Raw genomic sequence first — 17,501 nt, forward strand, 5'->3', positions numbered from 1 at the left:
TTCTAAAAACAGGCTGAAACATTGAATAATTCAACGCCTCAGTCTGCCTGTTTCTAAAACTTTTTTATTTAACTACACTATATCCTCATATAAAGCAAGATAACCTTTACAGCTAGTCTCCCAACTGAAGTCTTTTGACATCGCATTAAGACGTAATTTATCCCAAGCTTCTGGTGAAGAATAGTATAAATCAATAGCTTTTTGTAAACACTGCATCAAATTATATGACGTAAAATCTTGGAATCCAAAACCTGTGCCGGTACCTTCTACTGGGTTAAACGGTTCAACTGTATCACGCAAACCGCCAATTTCATGAACGACAGGTAATGTTCCATAACGCATTGAAATCATTTGTGAGAGACCACATGGTTCAAACGCAGATGGCATCAAGAAAATATCTGCTCCGGCATACATTTTTTGAGCAAGTTGAACATCAAACGAAATGCTAACTGAACATTTTTCAGGATATTTTTCAGCAATCGATTGGAAACGATTTTCAAACACTGGATCACCGGTTCCCAATAAAACAAACTGAACATTAAATTGCAATAAGTTTTCCAATTCATCTAATACTAAATGGAAACCTTTTTGATAAGTCAAACGACTAACAACCGCAATTAAGGGAACATCCTTGATTGGACGTAGACCCATTAAACGTTGCAAGTCTTCTTTATTAGCTGCCTTACCAGACAAGTCATCCACAGAGTAAGTGCTAACTAAAGCAGAATCTGTTACAGGATTATTGATATCATAATCAATCCCATTTAAAATACCAGTTAATTTGCCACTTTCCATTCGTAAGATACCATCTAACCCAGAACCGAATTCTGGCGTTTTAATTTCGTTTGCATAAGAAGGACTTACCGTATTTACACGATCAGCATATAAAATACCAGCTTTCATAAAGTTTAAAGCATCACCCATCCGGATTGTCCCGTCATCATAACGTTCTCTCCCCATACCGAATAAATCTGGCAACACATCTCCACTATACTGACCCTGGAATTCAATGTTATGAATCGTTAATACTGTACGGATATTGCGATATGCTTCAATCCAATTATATTTTTCTTTTAATAAAAACGGAATCATCGCTGTATGATAATCATTGACATGTAAAACATCTGGAATAAAGTCAATTCTTTCCATTAATTCAATAATAGCCATTTGGAAAAAGGCGAATCGCTCACCATCATCGTAATAACCATATAAGCTTTCACGATCAAAGTAATATAAACTATCAATAAAATAGTAAATGACATCATTTAGTTTAAGACGTTTCACACCACAATACTGTTTACGCCATCCTACAGAAATTGTAAAATTTAATACATCTTCACATTGTTCTTTATATTGAGAAGGCATTTTTGTGAAATAAGGGAGAACAACTATCGTTTCGATTCCTTTTTTCGTCAGTTCTTTGGGTAGCGCACCTGCTACGTCACCTAATCCGCCGGTTTTAAAAAATGGCGCACATTCAGATGCTGCAAATAGAAGTTTCATTTTCTAACCTCCAATAATATCTGCTGTTACATGTGTTCCTTTTTTAACAACAACTGGTTTTTCTGGTGTTCCGATAATCTTGACACCTTCGTCTACAACAATATTTTTATCTAAAATTGCGTAACTAACTTCAGCATTGGATTTGATGGTATTGCTTGGGAAAATTAATGATCCCATAACTTTTGCACCTTCCCCAATATCGCTACCACGACCAATAATAGAATCTTCAATTTGTCCTTCAATCATACAGCCAGTTGCAAATTGACTATTGTTAACAACAGATGTTTCTGAATAGTATGTTGGAACCTCATTTTTCATTTTTGTATAGACTTTTTGGCTTGAATACAGCAATGAATTGAATTTTTGAGTATCTAACATATCCATATTTGCTCGATAATAAGATTGGACATCATAAATATTACTTAGATATCCTGTATACTCATACGCATAGGTGTTTTTCGAGATACGTTCACGCAAGAAACTTTCAACATTTCCTAAAATATTTTCCGATTGTTTTTCACGTAAGATTTCAATTAATTTTTCTGTTTTAATGATAAAAATATCAGTGCATAGGTTTGCGACATCCTGAATTTCAGTGTTTTTCACTAAAGAGGTTCCATCAATCAAGTTATCTTCACCTAAAGAAAGGATAATATCTTCTTTGTATAAAAGTTCCTTAGGTACACGTTTATAGACCACTGTCATATCATTTCCGTGAGCCTGATGAATGTGTAGTAAAGCACGCAAATCAATATTTACTAAAACTTTGCTCCCCATATATACTGCATATTCAGATTTTGATTTTTTTAAATAATCAATAACTAAATCATAATAACTACTATTATTGTCGGCACGACGAATGAAGTCTTGATAAATATGAATGAAGAAACGATTTTGAATCCCATCTAAACTCCATTCTTTTCCACCACCAATATGATCAAACACTGATTGTGTTTCCCCTTCATTAAACACCATAAACAATGATTTAATATTCGCATTTGCAATACTAGACAAATTAAAATCAAGTAAGCGATATTTACCATCAAATGGTAAAGTAGATAATGGACGATTTGCAGTTAATGGCAATAAATCATCATAGCGATGCAAATTTCCAACAAGCGCACACATTTTATTAGTCCTCATCAACAGTCACTCCAATCACTTCAGAATAGCCAACCACAGCAATTTCTTCTGTTCCATCGATTACCGCATTATCACCAATAATCGCATCTTCCCCAATAATTGCTTTGTGGATTGATACATTTTTACCAATCGTTGCCCCAGACATCACGATACTGTCTGTAATTTTTGCGCCTTCTTTTACTTGTACATCGTCTGATAAGACACTGTGATTCACATCTCCTGCAATATAGCAGCCATCAGAAATCAAAGAGTTTTTCGCTGATCCAGTTTCTGTAACAAAATGCGGTGGTGAAATAGGATTTTTCGAATAAATTCGCCAAGCTTTATCGCGAATATTTAGTTCCATATCAGGGCGTAAAAATTCCATATTTGCTTCCCATAAAGAATCAATTGTTCCCACATCTTTCCAATACCCATCAAAACGATAAGCAACAACTGTTTCACCACTATCTAGATAAGCCGGAATAACATGCTTCCCAAAATCATTCATTGAGCTATCTTTTGCATAACTAGTCGTTAGAACATTTCTTAAACGTCCCCAGTTAAAAATGTAGATGCCCATTGATGCAAGGTTATTTTTAGGCTCTTCTGGTTTTTCTTCAAACTCAATAATACGATCATTATCATCTGTATTCATGATTCCAAAACGAGAAGCTTCTTTTATAGGTACTTCAATAACAGCAACTGATAAAGAAGCATTATTACGTTTATGATTTTCAAGCATTTCTTCATAATCCATCTTGTAGATATGGTCTCCAGATAAAACCAAAACATACTGCGGATCTAATTGATCGATATAAGACATGTTTTGATAAATAGCATGAGCTGTTCCTTCAAACCATTTACTACCTTCAGAGCTTGAATAAGGTTGTAAAATAGTTGCACCCGCATTGATTCCATCTAATCCCCAACTTGCACCATTTCCAATATGATTATTTAATGCAAGAGGTTGATACTGAGTGACTACACCTACATTATTAATCCCTGAGTTTGTACAATTACTTAAAGTAAAATCGATAATACGGTATCTTCCTCCAAAAGGAACTGCGGGTTTAGCCATATTTTTGGTTAATTTGCCAAGTCGTGTACCTTGCCCTCCTGCAAGAATCATGGCTACCATTTCTGTTTTCATTTTTTCGGTGAAGAATTCACCTTGCCCCCTTTCAACTTACTTGCTTGTATTTCTTTTGTTGCTATTACTCCCGTTGTCGTTTGTGTTACTTTTTTTACCTTTTTCTTTACACGCACATTAATATCTTTCGGACGAATAATTAACGCACCTAGTGCAGGTATAATTGTTTGAATTTGATAGTCAAACTGCTTAAAGGACTGCTCCATTGTTTGCTTGTCATCATTAGCTTTAGTCCAAGTGCCACCAAATTCCTCCATTTCTGTGTTAAGTATTTCTTGATACGTACCTGGATAAGGAACGCCTATTACAAAATCATGTCGTTCAACTGGCGCAAGGTTTAAAACGACAATCAAGAAATCTTTTTTTGTTTTACCTTTACGAATAAAAGACAAAACCGTATCATCTAGGTTATCTGCATCAATAATCTCAATTGTTTCTCGACTATCTTCTAGTTCCCATAAGGCAGGCTCTTTTTCATAGAGTTGATTCAAAGTCCCCGTAAAGAACTGCATTTTGAGATTCATTTCATCATCTAAGTTGCCCCATTCCAATTGCTCGTCATATTTCCATTCAAGGAATTGGCCAAATTCACTCCCCATAAACAGAAGTTTTTTCCCAGGATGCGTTATCATGTAGGTATACATATTTCGCAAATGCGCAAATTGCTTATATCGATCTCCCCACATTTTATGCATTAAGCTTTTCTTTCCATGAACAACTTCATCGTGAGAAAAGGCTAATATATAATTTTCGTTCATCATATACATAAATGAAAATGTTAATAAACGGAAGTTATCTTTGCGAAGTACTGGATCCATTTCATAAAAACGTAAAACGTCATTCATCCATCCCATGTTCCATTTGTAATCAAAACCTAAGGCACCGTTTTCGATTAATCCTGTAATTTTTGTTTCTGAACTACTCTCCTCGGCCATCATAATTGTTGCAGGATAGGCCAGTTTAATTACAGCATTTAATTTTTGTAAGAAATAAAAACCTTCAAAATTTCGGTTACCACCTTCATGATTTGGTGTCCAAGGTCCTTCGTCATAGTCTAGATAGAGCATACTTGAAACTGCATCTACTCGTATTCCATCAATATGGTACATTTCAAGCCAAAAAAGAGCACTTGAAATTAAAAAGCTTTGGACTTGTGGTTTCCCTAAATCAAAACAAATAGTACCCCAACGATTGTTTTTAGCTCGATTCGGATCACTATACTCAAATGTCGGTGTCCCATCATAATACGGCAACGTATCATCATTAATACAAAAGTGACCTGGAACCCAATCGACAAACACACCAATATCATTCAAATGACATTCTTCAACAAAATCTTGAAACTCTTTTGGCGTTCCATAATAAGAAGATAATGCAAAGTAGCCGGTCAATTGATATCCCCAGGACATACCTAATGGATGTTCCATCAATGGCATAAACTCAATATGGGTATACCCCATTTTTTTTACATAAGGAATGAGCTCAGTTTTCAAATCAGCAAATGAATACAATTTCCCATCTGAATGTCGTTTCCACGAACTAGCATGAACTTCATAAATGTTCAACGGACGTTTAAATGTATTGCGACGTTTTTGCTGCCCCCGCCATGAACCATCCTTCCAAGTTTTAGTTGGAACTGTATGTAACACTGCTGCCATACCAGGACGTTCTTCAAATCTAATAGCAAAAGGATCAATTTTCATAATCTCTCTTCCATTAGCTTGGCGAATTTTAAACTTATACTTTTCACCTTCTTTAGGAAGCGATGTCGCTACTTCCCAAATCCCTGAAACTTTGCGTATCTCCATAGGCAAAGAATCATCCCATTCATTAAAATCACCAACTAACCATACTTTTTGCGCATTTGGTGCCCATACACGAAAAATATAGTTATCTCCATCTTTGTGTACACCTAATAAATGTTGAGTATAAAAATTCTCTCCGGTTAAAAATCGTTGTTCAGCTTCTAAAAACTTTTTGTCTTTCACACTCATGCAAAAACCCCTAACCGTTTTATAAATAAATAACTATTAATGATAAAAATAAAAAAAATCGAGAAGTCACACAACCCTATCGTCATCTGATTTCTAATACAATTATATCATATTTTTAATCTTTTAAAATAAAAATCATTAACATAATTTAAAATAACGTAGGAATGGTATTATTTGAAACACTCTAAAAAAAAATGTTATTTACGGAAAAATTTTCATTTTTAAAGCATAAACGTCAACACTTATTTCCTTTCATTTTTCACTAAATCCAATTATGAAAACATTACCAAAACAACTATTGGAAATACTTTCATTTCAAAAATAGAAAAAATCACTAAAAATACGAACATTATTTCTTATCTCTTTTCACAAAACGACAAAAGCGTTAGCAAAATATTTTTTTCCATTAATAACCTCTATCCGTAAAAATAACTAGAAAAAATACATTTCCCTCCATTTCAATAGATTAGATAACTAATATCCAAGAAAACCCTTACATTAAAATAAAATTAAAATTGTTTTTTTACAAAAAAAAGAAGCGTTTTAGCGCTTCTCTTTAAGAAAAATACTGGTCATAGTAGCCATATCTAATTCCGCTATCACATTTGCTAAAATCATTCGTTTTACAATTTTAGGTAGTCGTTCAAATCCAGCTAACTCTTCAAACAACTCTAACGACGTATACACAGGCACACACAATTGTATCACTTCACCCTTGTTAATCATCCCAAAAAACCTCATCGATTTGACAAAAATACTTTCTCGAATCGACCTACGATGCGTCAAAATTTTTTCAACAACGACCTGAATTTGATCCAAATAATAATCTGAATCCACATCACCAATCAACTTGGTTACATCTTGATAGATAGGTGCTATTTGCTCCGTTCTTAAATTACTGAAATAGCGCGGCAACGTTAGTGGCCACTCTTCGACAGAAAGCGAAGTAACTTTCAAATTTTCCGTTGAAAGCGAATCATAATACGCCAAAGAGATATCCCGCTCTAACCCATAAACCATTTCAACTTCTTCAACAGGAAACAGACTCTCTAAAAACATAATTCGTTCTCTTTCCTTTTGTTTTTCTGCAGTATTTACAATAATTTTTGTCCAAGATTCGAGTAGTTCTTCATCAACTTCAAGCATGGGGAAACCAATAAAATAGCGTCGCTCTACTCGTTGAATAATCCCTTTTTTTATCAGTTTTTCTAAATATTTTTCTACTTTATTACCAAACACTTCTTTTAAACGGCGGAGAGTTGGTGTTTCAACTTCCAACAAATCCACCAGTTCTGCAAAAAAAGAACTGTTCATTAGTTCAGCTAACCACTTATCAGATGTTTCATAAATAAATTTCATATCTATCTCCTACACAAAAACACTTCGGAAGAAAATACTTCGCGAAGTGTTTTATCTTGCTTAATTAAAGCTCTCTGTCAGTTGTGGAACTACTTGTTTTTTACGAGAAACAACACCTGGTAAAAAGGCACGATTATTTTCTAGCGTAACATTAAACGCTTTTTCCACATTAGTTTTCGGCTCACCAACAACTAACAATTCAGAATCGCTATCTAAGATATTGGTTACCACCAATAAAAATAAATCATAATTATTTTCTACATTCGCTGTACTCATCGCTGCTTCTAATTCAACCTGACGTTCAAACACTTCTGATAAATCAACTGTATTTACTTGAGCGATACGTACATTTTTATCTCCCATCGGGAAACTTTTGGCATCTAAATCTAATAATGTTTCTACAGATTTATCGCTTAGTTTTGTACCAGCTTTCAACATTTCTAATCCATACGCTTCTAAATCAACGTTAGCAATAGCTGCTAACGCTTTTGCAGCGTGTATATCTTCTTCTGTACAAGTAGGAGACTTGAACAACAATGTATCTGATACAATCGCTGAAAGCATTATACCAGCAATCGCTTGCGGAATTTCCACATTGTTTTCATTGTACATTTTAAAGATGATTGTGCTTGTGCATCCTACAGGTTCTGCGCGATAATACAATGGATTTGCTGTCTCAAAATTAGCAATTCTGTGATGATCAACTACAGATAAAATATTGACATCCGCAATATCAGAAACACTTTGTTGGAACTCATTATGATCAACTAACATGACATCAGCCGTTTCGTTTGCTACTGTTTCTACAACACGAGGCGCTACTAATTCAAAGTGATCTAAGGCATATTGCGTTTCTTCACTTGGCGTACCTAATGCAACTGCTTCAGCATCTTTTCCTAACGCTTTTTGCAATTCCGCAAAAGCAATTGCTGCACCGATTGCATCTGTATCTGGATTTTGGTGTCCAAAGACTAAAATTTTTGACATATACTTCGCTCCAATCTTTCAATTCATTGTTAATCATAGCAAAATCATTCAAAAATTTCCATATCTTTCCTTGAAAAGGTGTAGATTATTTTGCATCATAAAAAGGATTATTACTTAAAACAAACTTATCCGAACCATATATGACAAGATACACTTAGTTAACTTTTATAACTCAGTGATACGACTCCTCTCGTCTATAGTTCGGATAGTTTAATATTTTATTTTCACGTAGCTATTAGTGCGTTAAATAACCAGTATATTGATTGACGTGTAACAATTCTTTCGCATTGCTCACTCGATCTTGTCCTGGAGGCTCAATGCCTTCTAAAGGATATTTTATCCCTAATTCATCCCATTTATATTTTCCCATAGTATGGTAAGGTAGCACTTCTACTTTATCAACATTGTTCAGTGTTTGGATAAATTCATCCAAACGAATCAAAAATTCATCGTAATCGCTACGTTGAGGTACTAAAACATGACGAATCCAAACAGGTTTCCCAATTTCAGAAAGATACTTAGCCATCTCTAAAATATTTTCGTTACTTTGAGTTGTTAATCGTTTATGCGCTTCATTATCAATATGCTTAATATCAAACAACAATAAATCTGTATAATTCATTAACTCTTCAAATTTACTAAAGAAAGGTTCTTCCCTAGTAAACGGCTTTCCACACGTATCCAACGTTGTATGGATCCCTTGAGCTTTTGCCTTTTGAAATAACTCAATCAGAAAATCTACTTGAAGCAACGGTTCACCACCACTTACAGTAATGCCACCTTTCTCTCCCCAATACGCACGATATTTGGCAGCTTCGGCCAACACATCATCTGCTGAACGCAAAGAGGCTTTCGGATCATTAATTTTCCAAGTGTCTGGATTATGGCAAAATTGGCAGCGCATCCGACATCCTTGAGTGAATACGATAAAGCGCACACCTGGTCCATCAACTGTTCCAAAGCTTTCTGTAGAATGTATTCTTCCCATAACTGGAGTCGTCATATAAATCCCTCTCTCTTTACAAAAGAGAGTGACTACGCCACTCTCTTATTTTTTTATTCTTACAATTTGCTGTGTGAAGTTCTTGCAATAACATCCGCTTGTTGCTCAGGTGTTAAATCTCGGAATTTAACAGCATAACCAGAAACGCGAATAGTTAAGTTCGGATATTTTTCTGGGTGTTTTTGTGCATCTAATAGTAATTCATTAGTAAATACATTGACGTTCAAGTGATAACCACCTTTATCAAAGTATCCATCCATAACATTGCGTAAATTATTAATTCTTGTTTCTTCATCTTTTCCTAAACCATTTGGATTAATAGTTTGTGTATTTGAGATTCCATCTAACGCATGAGTGTATTCCAAACGAGCAGTCGAATTCAAAGATGCTAATAATCCATTTTTCTCACCTAGGAATTTGCCATCTTGATAACTTGGGTTTGCTCCTGGAGCAAGTGGCTTACCAGCACGTCGTCCATCCGGTGTATTCCCTGTCGCTTTTCCATAAACAACATTTGATGTGATAGTTAACAATGAAGTTGTTGGACGAGAATTACGGTACGTATGTTGGCGTTTAATTTGTGTCATAAAGTAATCTAAAATCCAGTTTGCCATTTCATCCGCTTCTTCATTATCGTTACCATAAGTCGGAAATTCATTTTGTGGAACATAATCAACAGCCATACCATCTTCATCACGGATTACTTGAACGTTCCCATGTTTAATTGCCATTACACTATCAGTTGCATGAGAAATCCCTGCAATACCAGTTGCAAAAGTACGTTTCAAATCAGAATCCATCAAGGCTAGTTGTGCAGATTCATACGCATACTTATCATGCATATAATGAATAACATTTAGTGTATTTACATATAGTTCAGCTAACCAGTCCATAATATCTTTGAAGCGTTCCATAAATTCATGATAATCTAATGTTTCACCTGTCATCGGACGATATTTAGGACCAACTTGCATTTTTGTTTTTTCATCCACGCCACCATTGATTGCATATAATACTGCTTTCGCCAAGTTAGCACGAGCACCAAAGAATTGCATATCTTTCCCAGTAACCGTTGCAGATACACAACAAGCAATTGCACAATCGTCTGATCCCCAGTTTGTTCGTAATAAATCATCGTTTTCAAATTGAATAGAAGAACTTTCTTTCGCAATTTTAGCTGCATATGTTCTAAAACCTTCTGGTAAATGAGAAGAATATAAAACAGTCAAGTTTGGTTCTGGTGATGGTCCCATATTTGTTAAAGTGTGTAAAATACGGAAATCATTCTTCGTAACAAGTGAACGTCCATCCATACCCATACCAGCAATTGATAATGTTGCCCAAATTGGATAACCTGAGAATAATTGGTTGTATTCTGGTGTACGGGCAAATTTCACCATACGTAATTTCATAATTAAATGGTCAATCATTTCTTGAGCTTCAAATTCAGTAATTGCACCACTCTCTAAATCACGTTGAATATAAACATCTAAGAATGCAGAGATACGTCCAATAGACATAGCCGCTCCATTTTGTGATTTAATTGCACCTAAATAACCAAAGTATAACCACTGAATAGCTTCTTGAGCATTTTCAGCTGGGCGAGAAATGTCAAATCCATAAGATGCTGCCATTTTCTTCAAATCATTCAATGCACGATATTGTTCGGTAATTTCTTCACGCAAACGAATTACGTCATCTGTCATTACTTTGTTTCCAGTATTATCGTGGTCTTTTTTCTTTTGCTCCATCAAGAAGTCTACACCATACAAGGCGATACGACGATAATCACCAATAATTCGGCCACGTCCATAAGCATCTGGTAATCCTGTGATAATTTTGTTTTTACGCGCTAAACGCATTTCTGGTGTGTATACATCGAAAACACCTTGATTATGTGTTTTTCTCCACTCGCTAAAAATTTTTGTCATGTCTTCATCGGCTTCAAAACCATTTGAAACTAATGCATTATTCGCCATGTTAATACCACCAAACGGTTGAAACGCTTGTTTCAATGGTACATCAGTTTGTAAACCGACAATTTTCTCTTCTTCTTCAAGTAAATATCCTGGTGCATGTGATGTTAAAGTTGATGGAATATTATTATCCATGTCATATACACCATTTTTTTGATGTTGCACTTCAAATAATTCTTGTAGTTTTGTCCAAAGCTTATCTGTGCTAGGTGCAATTCCTTCTAAAAAGCTATCATCTCCGCGGTATTCTGTGTAGTTCGCTTGAATAAAATCACGAGTATTAATTTCTTTTTTCCACTGGCCGCCCTTGAAACCTTCCCAAGCAGTATTTAATCGTTCTGTTTTGTTTGTTACTGATGCCATTTTCTGTTCCTCCTCAATTCCTGTTCATTGTAACAGCTCTACGTGAATAGTATAACACGTTAACAAAAACTTGCAAGCATTTTCATATATTTTTATTAACAATTTTAAAATAAATTAATGTAAAAATGATTTAAACGTTGATTTAACAACGTTTAAATTTTGTGATTTTTTTATCAAAATAGCATTTTATTTTTTGATACGCATTGAACAATCCGCGATAAAAAAAGGGTTCTGTATTGATACAGAACCCTTTTTTTATCTTAATTATACAACAGTCGTCTCATTTATGATCGATGGATCGGTAATTTCAATAACTGACGTTACCTCACCACCTTGTTTTTCATCCATTACAAAGGAACCATTTGAAGTCCGATCATTTATAGCATAGTTATCTGTAAAAATCAGTTGTTCTTCTCCTTTTTGGTTTTGCAGACGAAGTTGTTTAGTTTCACCCTCTCCCATATAAATAATCCGGTGAGGGTTTGCTTTCAATTCTCTTAAAACCATTAGGCCACGCTTAGCACGACCTAATTGCGTCAACTCTTGCGCTAACATCCGCTTCACAGCACCTCTTTGAGTGACAATCACAACGGGAGTATCGCCTTCAGAGTAAACCAAGATGCCATTTACGACTGAATCTCCCTCTTTTAGATTCATTGATTTAACGCCTGCTGCTTTTGGTCCAACAACAGGTACCTCAGTTAATGGGTAACGCAAGCCAAAACATCTTTCACTCGTTAAAAAGACATCTAAATTCTCTTCTTGACTAACTAAGAAAACATTTGTTAACTCATCTGTACTTGATTTAAACTTAATAATCGTTGTTGGACGACTCTTATAAGTTCGCCATGGCTCTAAATCAGTCATCCGAGTTTGTTTAATTAGCCCTTCTCGACTAATTAAAACAAAATTCTTCAATGGATGTAACTCATTATACGTAAACACACCTAAAATTGATTCATCTACCGAAAAATTCAAGATCGTTTGCGAAATATGTTCCCCAATTTCTTTCCAACGCATATCAGGTAATTCATGTACTGGTCGATAAATGACATTTCCTTTATTAGTAATTAATAATAGATGGTCTAACGTATTTGCTTGTCCAGTGTATAAAACGTAGTCGCCTTCTTTCATACCTAATTCATCTGGTTTTGATGCGGTATAAGATCGGAGACTACTACGTTTGATATACCCTTCATGGGTAACAGATACAACGACATCTTCTTGAGTAACTAAGACCTCTGTTTCAATTTTGATTTCTTGAATTTCATCCTCGATTTTCGTCAAGCGCGCTTGCCCATATTGTTTTTTTACTTCTCGTAATTCTTTTTTTACTACCTTTAATAATTCTGCTTCATCATTAATAATTTTTTGTAATTGAGCAATAACAGCAGCGAGTTCCTCTGCTTCGGCTCTTAATTGTGTAATATCTGTATTTGTTAAACGATATAGCTGCAATGTAACAATGGCTTCCGCTTGAGCTTCAGTAAATTGGTGTTCAATAATCAAATTATTTTTAGCATCTTTTTTGTCTTTACTTCCACGAATTGTTGCAATTACTGCATCTAAAATTGACAAAGCTTTAATCAAACCATCCACTATATGTTGTCTAGTCTCTGCTTTTGCAAGATCATAACAACTCCGTTTTAAAACAACTCCACGACGATGTTTGATATAACTTTCTAAAATTCGTTTTAAACCAACTTGTTGTGGACGCATTTCATCAATAGCAACCATATTAAAATTGTAGTTAATTTGCAATTCAGTATTCTTGAATAGGTAATTCAAGATACCTTGCGCATTTACATCTTTTTTCAATTCCACAACGATTTGTAATCCTGTACGGTCACTTTCATCACGTACTTCAGCAATTCCTTCGATTTTTTTATTCAATCGAATTTCATCCATTTTCTTAACAAGCGTTGCCTTATTCACCTCATAAGGAATCTCATTGATAATAATTTGTTGCTTTCCACCACGGATAGTTTCAATTCGGGTTTTCGAACGTAAGATAACTTTTCCTCTACCTGTTTCATAGGCTTTTTTGATTTCTTCTTTCCCTTGTAAAATACCACCAGTTGGAAAGTCAGGACCTGGTATAAACTCCATCAACTTCTCTAAAGATGCTTGTGGATGATCAATCAAATAAATCGTTCCGTTAATTACTTCATCCAAGTTATGTGTTGGAATTTCCGTTGCATAACCAGCAGAAATACCTGTAGAACCATTCACTAATAAATTAGGATATTTTGCAGGCAAAACCGTAGGCTCTTTTTCGGTGTCATCAAAGTTCCAAACAAAATCAACCGTTTCTTTTTCAATATCTTTTAACAATTCACCACTTAATTGTGACAGACGTGCTTCCGTATAACGCATTGCAGCCGGTGGATCACCGTCCATGCTTCCGTTATTTCCATGCATTTCAATCAAAATTTCACGTAGTTTCCAATCTTGACTCATGCGAACCATCGCTTCATAAATACTGCTATCGCCATGAGGATGGTAATTCCCCATAATATTTCCGACAGATTTAGCAGATTTTCTAAAACTTTTTTCATGGGTATTACCGTCTTTATTCATCGCAAATAAAATTCTGCGTTGCACTGGTTTTAAACCATCGCGAATATCAGGCAATGCTCGTTCTTGAATGATATATTTAGAATATCTTCCAAAGCGATCTCCCATGACTTCTTCCAATGTTAATTCTTGAATATTGTGTGTATGTTCCAAGAGATCACCTCCTAATCATCAAATAAACTTAACTCTTGAATGGACTGCTCCTCAACTTCAGTCTCATCTTCTTTCTTCTCCAGAATACTACCTTCTTCTTCCAAAGAAAATTGAACATGAGATTCAATCCATTTTCTTCTTGGTTCAACCTTATCCCCCATTAACGTTGTCACACGACGTTCTGCTTTAGCCGCATCATCGATTCGAACGCGAATTAGCGTTCTGGTTTCTGGATCCATGGTTGTTTCCCAAAGCTGTTCTGCGTTCATTTCACCAAGACCTTTATAACGCTGCAGCATGTAACCTCGACCTACTTTTTTCGTCATTTGTTCTAACTCTTCATCTGTCCAGGCATATTCGATAACTTCTTTTTTCCCTGAACCTTTTGAAACTTTATATAATGGTGGTAACGCGATATAGATTTTACCAGCTTCAATCAGTGGTTTCATATAACGATAAAAGAACGTTAATAATAGGACTTGAATATGTGCACCATCGGTATCCGCATCGGTCATGATAATTACCTTATCGTAATTACAATCCTCTATTGCAAACTCAGGACCTACACCAGCACCGATTGTATAAATCATCGTATTAATTTCTTCGTTTTTTAAAATATCTTGCATCTTGGCTTTTTCAGTATTAATAACTTTCCCTCGTAAAGGTAAGATTGCTTGGAATTTACGATCACGCCCCTGCTTAGCAGAACCTCCAGCTGAATCTCCTTCGACAAGATACAGTTCATTCTTTTTAGGATTACGTGATTGTGCCGGTGTTAGTTTCCCAGAGAGTAACGACTCGCCTTTTTTTCGTTTCTTCCCTGTACGGCTTTCTTCACGAGCTTTACGAGCTGCTTCCCTCGCCTCTCTTGCTTTAACTGCCTTACGAACAAGCATTTGACTCATTTCACTATTCTCTTGTAAATAAAAGCCTAATTGCTCACCTAAAACGGAGTCTACTGCTCCACGTGCAGCTGGTGTTCCTAATTTTTCTTTGGTTTGCCCCTCAAACTGTAACAAGTTCTCTGGAATACGCACAGATAGAATCGCAGATAGCCCTTCACGGAAATCGCTACCTTCTAAATTTTTATCCTTTTCTTTCAATAAATTCACTTTACGTGCATATTCATTAAAAGCTTTAGTCATAGAAGTTTTTAAACCAACTTCATGTGTACCACCATCTTTTGTACGTACATTGTTAACGAAAGATAAGACATTTTCTGAGTAGCCATCATTATATTGAAAGGCAACTTCAACTTCGATACCTTCACGTTCACCTGAAAAATATGCAACAGGTGTCAATGTGTCTTTTTCTTCATTTAAATATTCGACAAACTCTTTAATTCCTTCCTCGTAAAGAAAAGTTTCTTCAATTTTTTCTTCACCACGAAGATCTGTTAGCGTAATTTGGACACCACGTAATAAAAATGCCGATTCACGTAGACGTTCAGCTAAAGTCGTATAAGAAAATTTCGTTACTGAAAAAATAGTTGGGTCAGGTAAAAAGTGAACCTTAGTTCCATTTGATTTTCTAGTTTTACCAATTTTTTCTAGCGTTCCGTCAGGTTTTCCACCATCTTTAAACTTTTCTTGATACTCTATACCATCGCGAACAATCGTTACAGTCAGCCAAGTAGATAAGGCATTGACAACACTGGCACCCACACCATGCAAACCGCCTGATGTCTTGTAACCACCTTGTCCAAATTTACCACCGGCATGTAAGACAGTAAAAATAACTTCAACTGTTGGAATTCCTGAAGCATGCATTCCAACTGGCATTCCACGTCCACTATCTTGAACACTGATGCTATTATCTTCATGAATCGTTACACTAATTTCTTTTCCATAACCTGAAAGAGCTTCATCGACAGCATTATCAAAAATCTCATATACTAAATGATGTAAGCCTCGGCCATCTGTCGAACCGATATACATCCCTGGTCTTTTTCTTACCGCTTCTAATCCTTCTAAAACTTGGATTGACGCGTCATTGTACTCATTGGTTTGTTTTTTTACCAAAGCTAGCGCTCCTTTTTCAAAATTTACTCGAATCATTATACATCATATTTGTTCTACTAAGCAAAAAAATCGTGAAAAACAAGAAAAAAATTCTAAGAAGAAATTTTCTCTTAGAACTTTTTTCGCTCTTGCATTTACGCCATTTTTGCTAGTTCAATTTTAACGCAACGATTCATCACAATATCTGTGCGACCTACTGCTTGTAAAATTTCAGCCGCTTCATCATTTTCAATCCCTAATTGTGCCCAGTAGACTTTCGCATCTGTTTCTAAAAATGCTTTGGCGATGTCAGGTAAAAATTCACTACGTCTAAAAATATCTACAATATCAATTGTTTCAGTAATATCTTGTAACTGCTCATAAACAGGTTCACCTAGAATCGTTTGCCCGACTAATACCGGATTTACTGGAAAAATGCGATAGCCATATTCTTGTAAAATTTTAGCAATTTGGTAGCTGGTACGATCTTCTTTATTGCTTAAACCAACAACTGCGATATTCTTTGCCTCTTTTAAATATGCTTGAATAATTTCTTCACTTGGATTTTGAAAACTCATCGTACTTCCTCCTCTAAATATTTCGTTCTTTTTTATTGTTGCAATGCGTAATTCATGCTAAAATTGCTCTAGTTCTTTTAAGAAAGTTGGTCATTATGAAAATTATAATTTTATTGGTCATTGCTTATTTATTAGGTTCAATTCCTTCAGGTGTATGGATTGGTAAACTCTTTTTCAAAAAAGACATTCGGCAATTCGGTAGTGGAAACTCTGGCACAACCAATACCTTTCGTGTCTTAGGAAAAAAAGCAGGGATCATTGTCTTATTAATGGATATTTTAAAAGGTACACTAGCAACTAGTTTACCCGTTATTTTTCACATTACAACCATTAACCCTTTATGGTTTGGAGTTTGCGCTATTTTAGGGCATACATTTCCAATTTTTGCTGGATTTAAAGGTGGTAAAGCAGTAGCAACTAGTGCGGGAATGCTGTTAGGTTATCAACCACTTTTCTTTTTATACTCTACAGTTATTTTCCTCATCTGCTTGTTTTTTACTAGCATGGTGAGCTTAACAAGTATGATTGCTGCTGTTTTAATTACCTTATCCACACTCATTATTCCTTATGTCGCGCCGGTTATTTTAGAAAAGCAAGACTGGTTATTAACCATTATCGCTATTTGCGTCACTACTTTTATTTTCTATCGACATAAAGACAATATTCATCGGATTAAAAACGGAACAGAAAACAAGGTTCCTTTTGGTCTAAACAAACCGAAAAAATAAGCTGG

12 protein-coding genes are annotated in these 17,501 nt (G+C 35.3%); 1 reads left to right on the top strand and 11 read right to left on the bottom strand.

Translation table 11 applies throughout. The annotated features are described in order from the left end of the window. Positions 1–72 precede the first annotated feature (72 nt). The 11 genes from glgA to AC4BC5_RS01340 all read right to left on the bottom strand — a co-directional run bounded on the left by glgA (position 73) and on the right by AC4BC5_RS01340 (position 16,768). Positions 73–1,503 carry a glycogen synthase GlgA gene (gene glgA / locus AC4BC5_RS01290; protein WP_490496379.1) on the bottom strand — a complete coding sequence of 477 codons (1,431 nt, stop codon included), beginning with the start codon at positions 1,501–1,503 and terminating at the stop codon, positions 73–75. Between the two features lie 3 nt (positions 1,504–1,506). Further along, positions 1,507–2,646, bottom strand: a complete 1,140-nt coding sequence (glgD, locus tag AC4BC5_RS01295; protein ID WP_490496380.1) for a glucose-1-phosphate adenylyltransferase subunit GlgD — start codon at positions 2,644–2,646, stop codon at positions 1,507–1,509. Then, a complete protein-coding gene (locus AC4BC5_RS01300) occupies positions 2,636–3,778 on the bottom strand; it encodes a glucose-1-phosphate adenylyltransferase (protein WP_490496381.1) in 1,143 nt (380 codons plus the stop codon). The genes glgD and AC4BC5_RS01300 overlap by 11 nt, the downstream gene beginning before the upstream one ends. Continuing rightward, positions 3,775–5,772 carry a 1,4-alpha-glucan branching protein GlgB gene (gene glgB, locus AC4BC5_RS01305; protein WP_490496382.1) on the bottom strand — a complete coding sequence of 666 codons (1,998 nt, stop codon included), beginning with the start codon at positions 5,770–5,772 and terminating at the stop codon, positions 3,775–3,777. The genes AC4BC5_RS01300 and glgB overlap by 4 nt, the downstream gene beginning before the upstream one ends. A 543-nt stretch (positions 5,773–6,315) precedes the next feature. After that, positions 6,316–7,131, bottom strand: a complete 816-nt coding sequence (locus AC4BC5_RS01310) for a DUF1803 domain-containing protein (RefSeq protein ID WP_490496383.1) — start codon at positions 7,129–7,131, stop codon at positions 6,316–6,318. 60 nt (positions 7,132–7,191) lie between these two features. Further along, complete coding sequence (locus AC4BC5_RS01315) at positions 7,192–8,118, bottom strand: manganese-dependent inorganic pyrophosphatase (RefSeq protein ID WP_490496384.1); 927 nt, start codon at positions 8,116–8,118, stop codon at positions 7,192–7,194. A 235-nt stretch (positions 8,119–8,353) separates the two neighbouring features. Then, positions 8,354–9,121, bottom strand: a complete 768-nt coding sequence (gene pflA / locus AC4BC5_RS01320) for a pyruvate formate-lyase-activating protein (protein ID WP_490496385.1) — start codon at positions 9,119–9,121, stop codon at positions 8,354–8,356. A gap of 59 nt (positions 9,122–9,180) precedes the next feature. Beyond that, positions 9,181–11,460, bottom strand: a complete 2,280-nt coding sequence (gene pflB, locus AC4BC5_RS01325; RefSeq protein WP_490496386.1) for a formate C-acetyltransferase — start codon at positions 11,458–11,460, stop codon at positions 9,181–9,183. 264 nt (positions 11,461–11,724) lie between these two features. Continuing rightward, on the bottom strand, positions 11,725–14,190 hold the full coding sequence (gene parC, locus AC4BC5_RS01330; RefSeq protein ID WP_490496387.1) for a DNA topoisomerase IV subunit A: 2,466 nt from the start codon (positions 14,188–14,190) through the stop codon (positions 11,725–11,727). An 11-nt stretch (positions 14,191–14,201) separates the two neighbouring features. Then, entirely contained in the window at positions 14,202–16,211 is a 2,010-nt protein-coding gene (gene parE, locus AC4BC5_RS01335; protein WP_490496388.1) for a DNA topoisomerase IV subunit B, read from the bottom strand. A 134-nt stretch (positions 16,212–16,345) separates the two neighbouring features. After that, positions 16,346–16,768 (bottom strand): CoA-binding protein, encoded by a 423-nt coding sequence (locus AC4BC5_RS01340; protein ID WP_490496389.1) that lies wholly within the window; start codon positions 16,766–16,768, stop codon positions 16,346–16,348. Positions 16,769–16,863: 95 nt separating this feature from the next. Between AC4BC5_RS01340 and plsY the strand changes: the two genes are divergently transcribed. Beyond that, complete coding sequence (gene plsY, locus AC4BC5_RS01345) at positions 16,864–17,496, top strand: glycerol-3-phosphate 1-O-acyltransferase PlsY (protein ID WP_490496390.1); 633 nt, start codon at positions 16,864–16,866, stop codon at positions 17,494–17,496. Positions 17,497–17,501 lie beyond the last annotated feature (5 nt).

It is taken from the genome of Enterococcus sp. AMC2644, assembly GCF_058216475.1.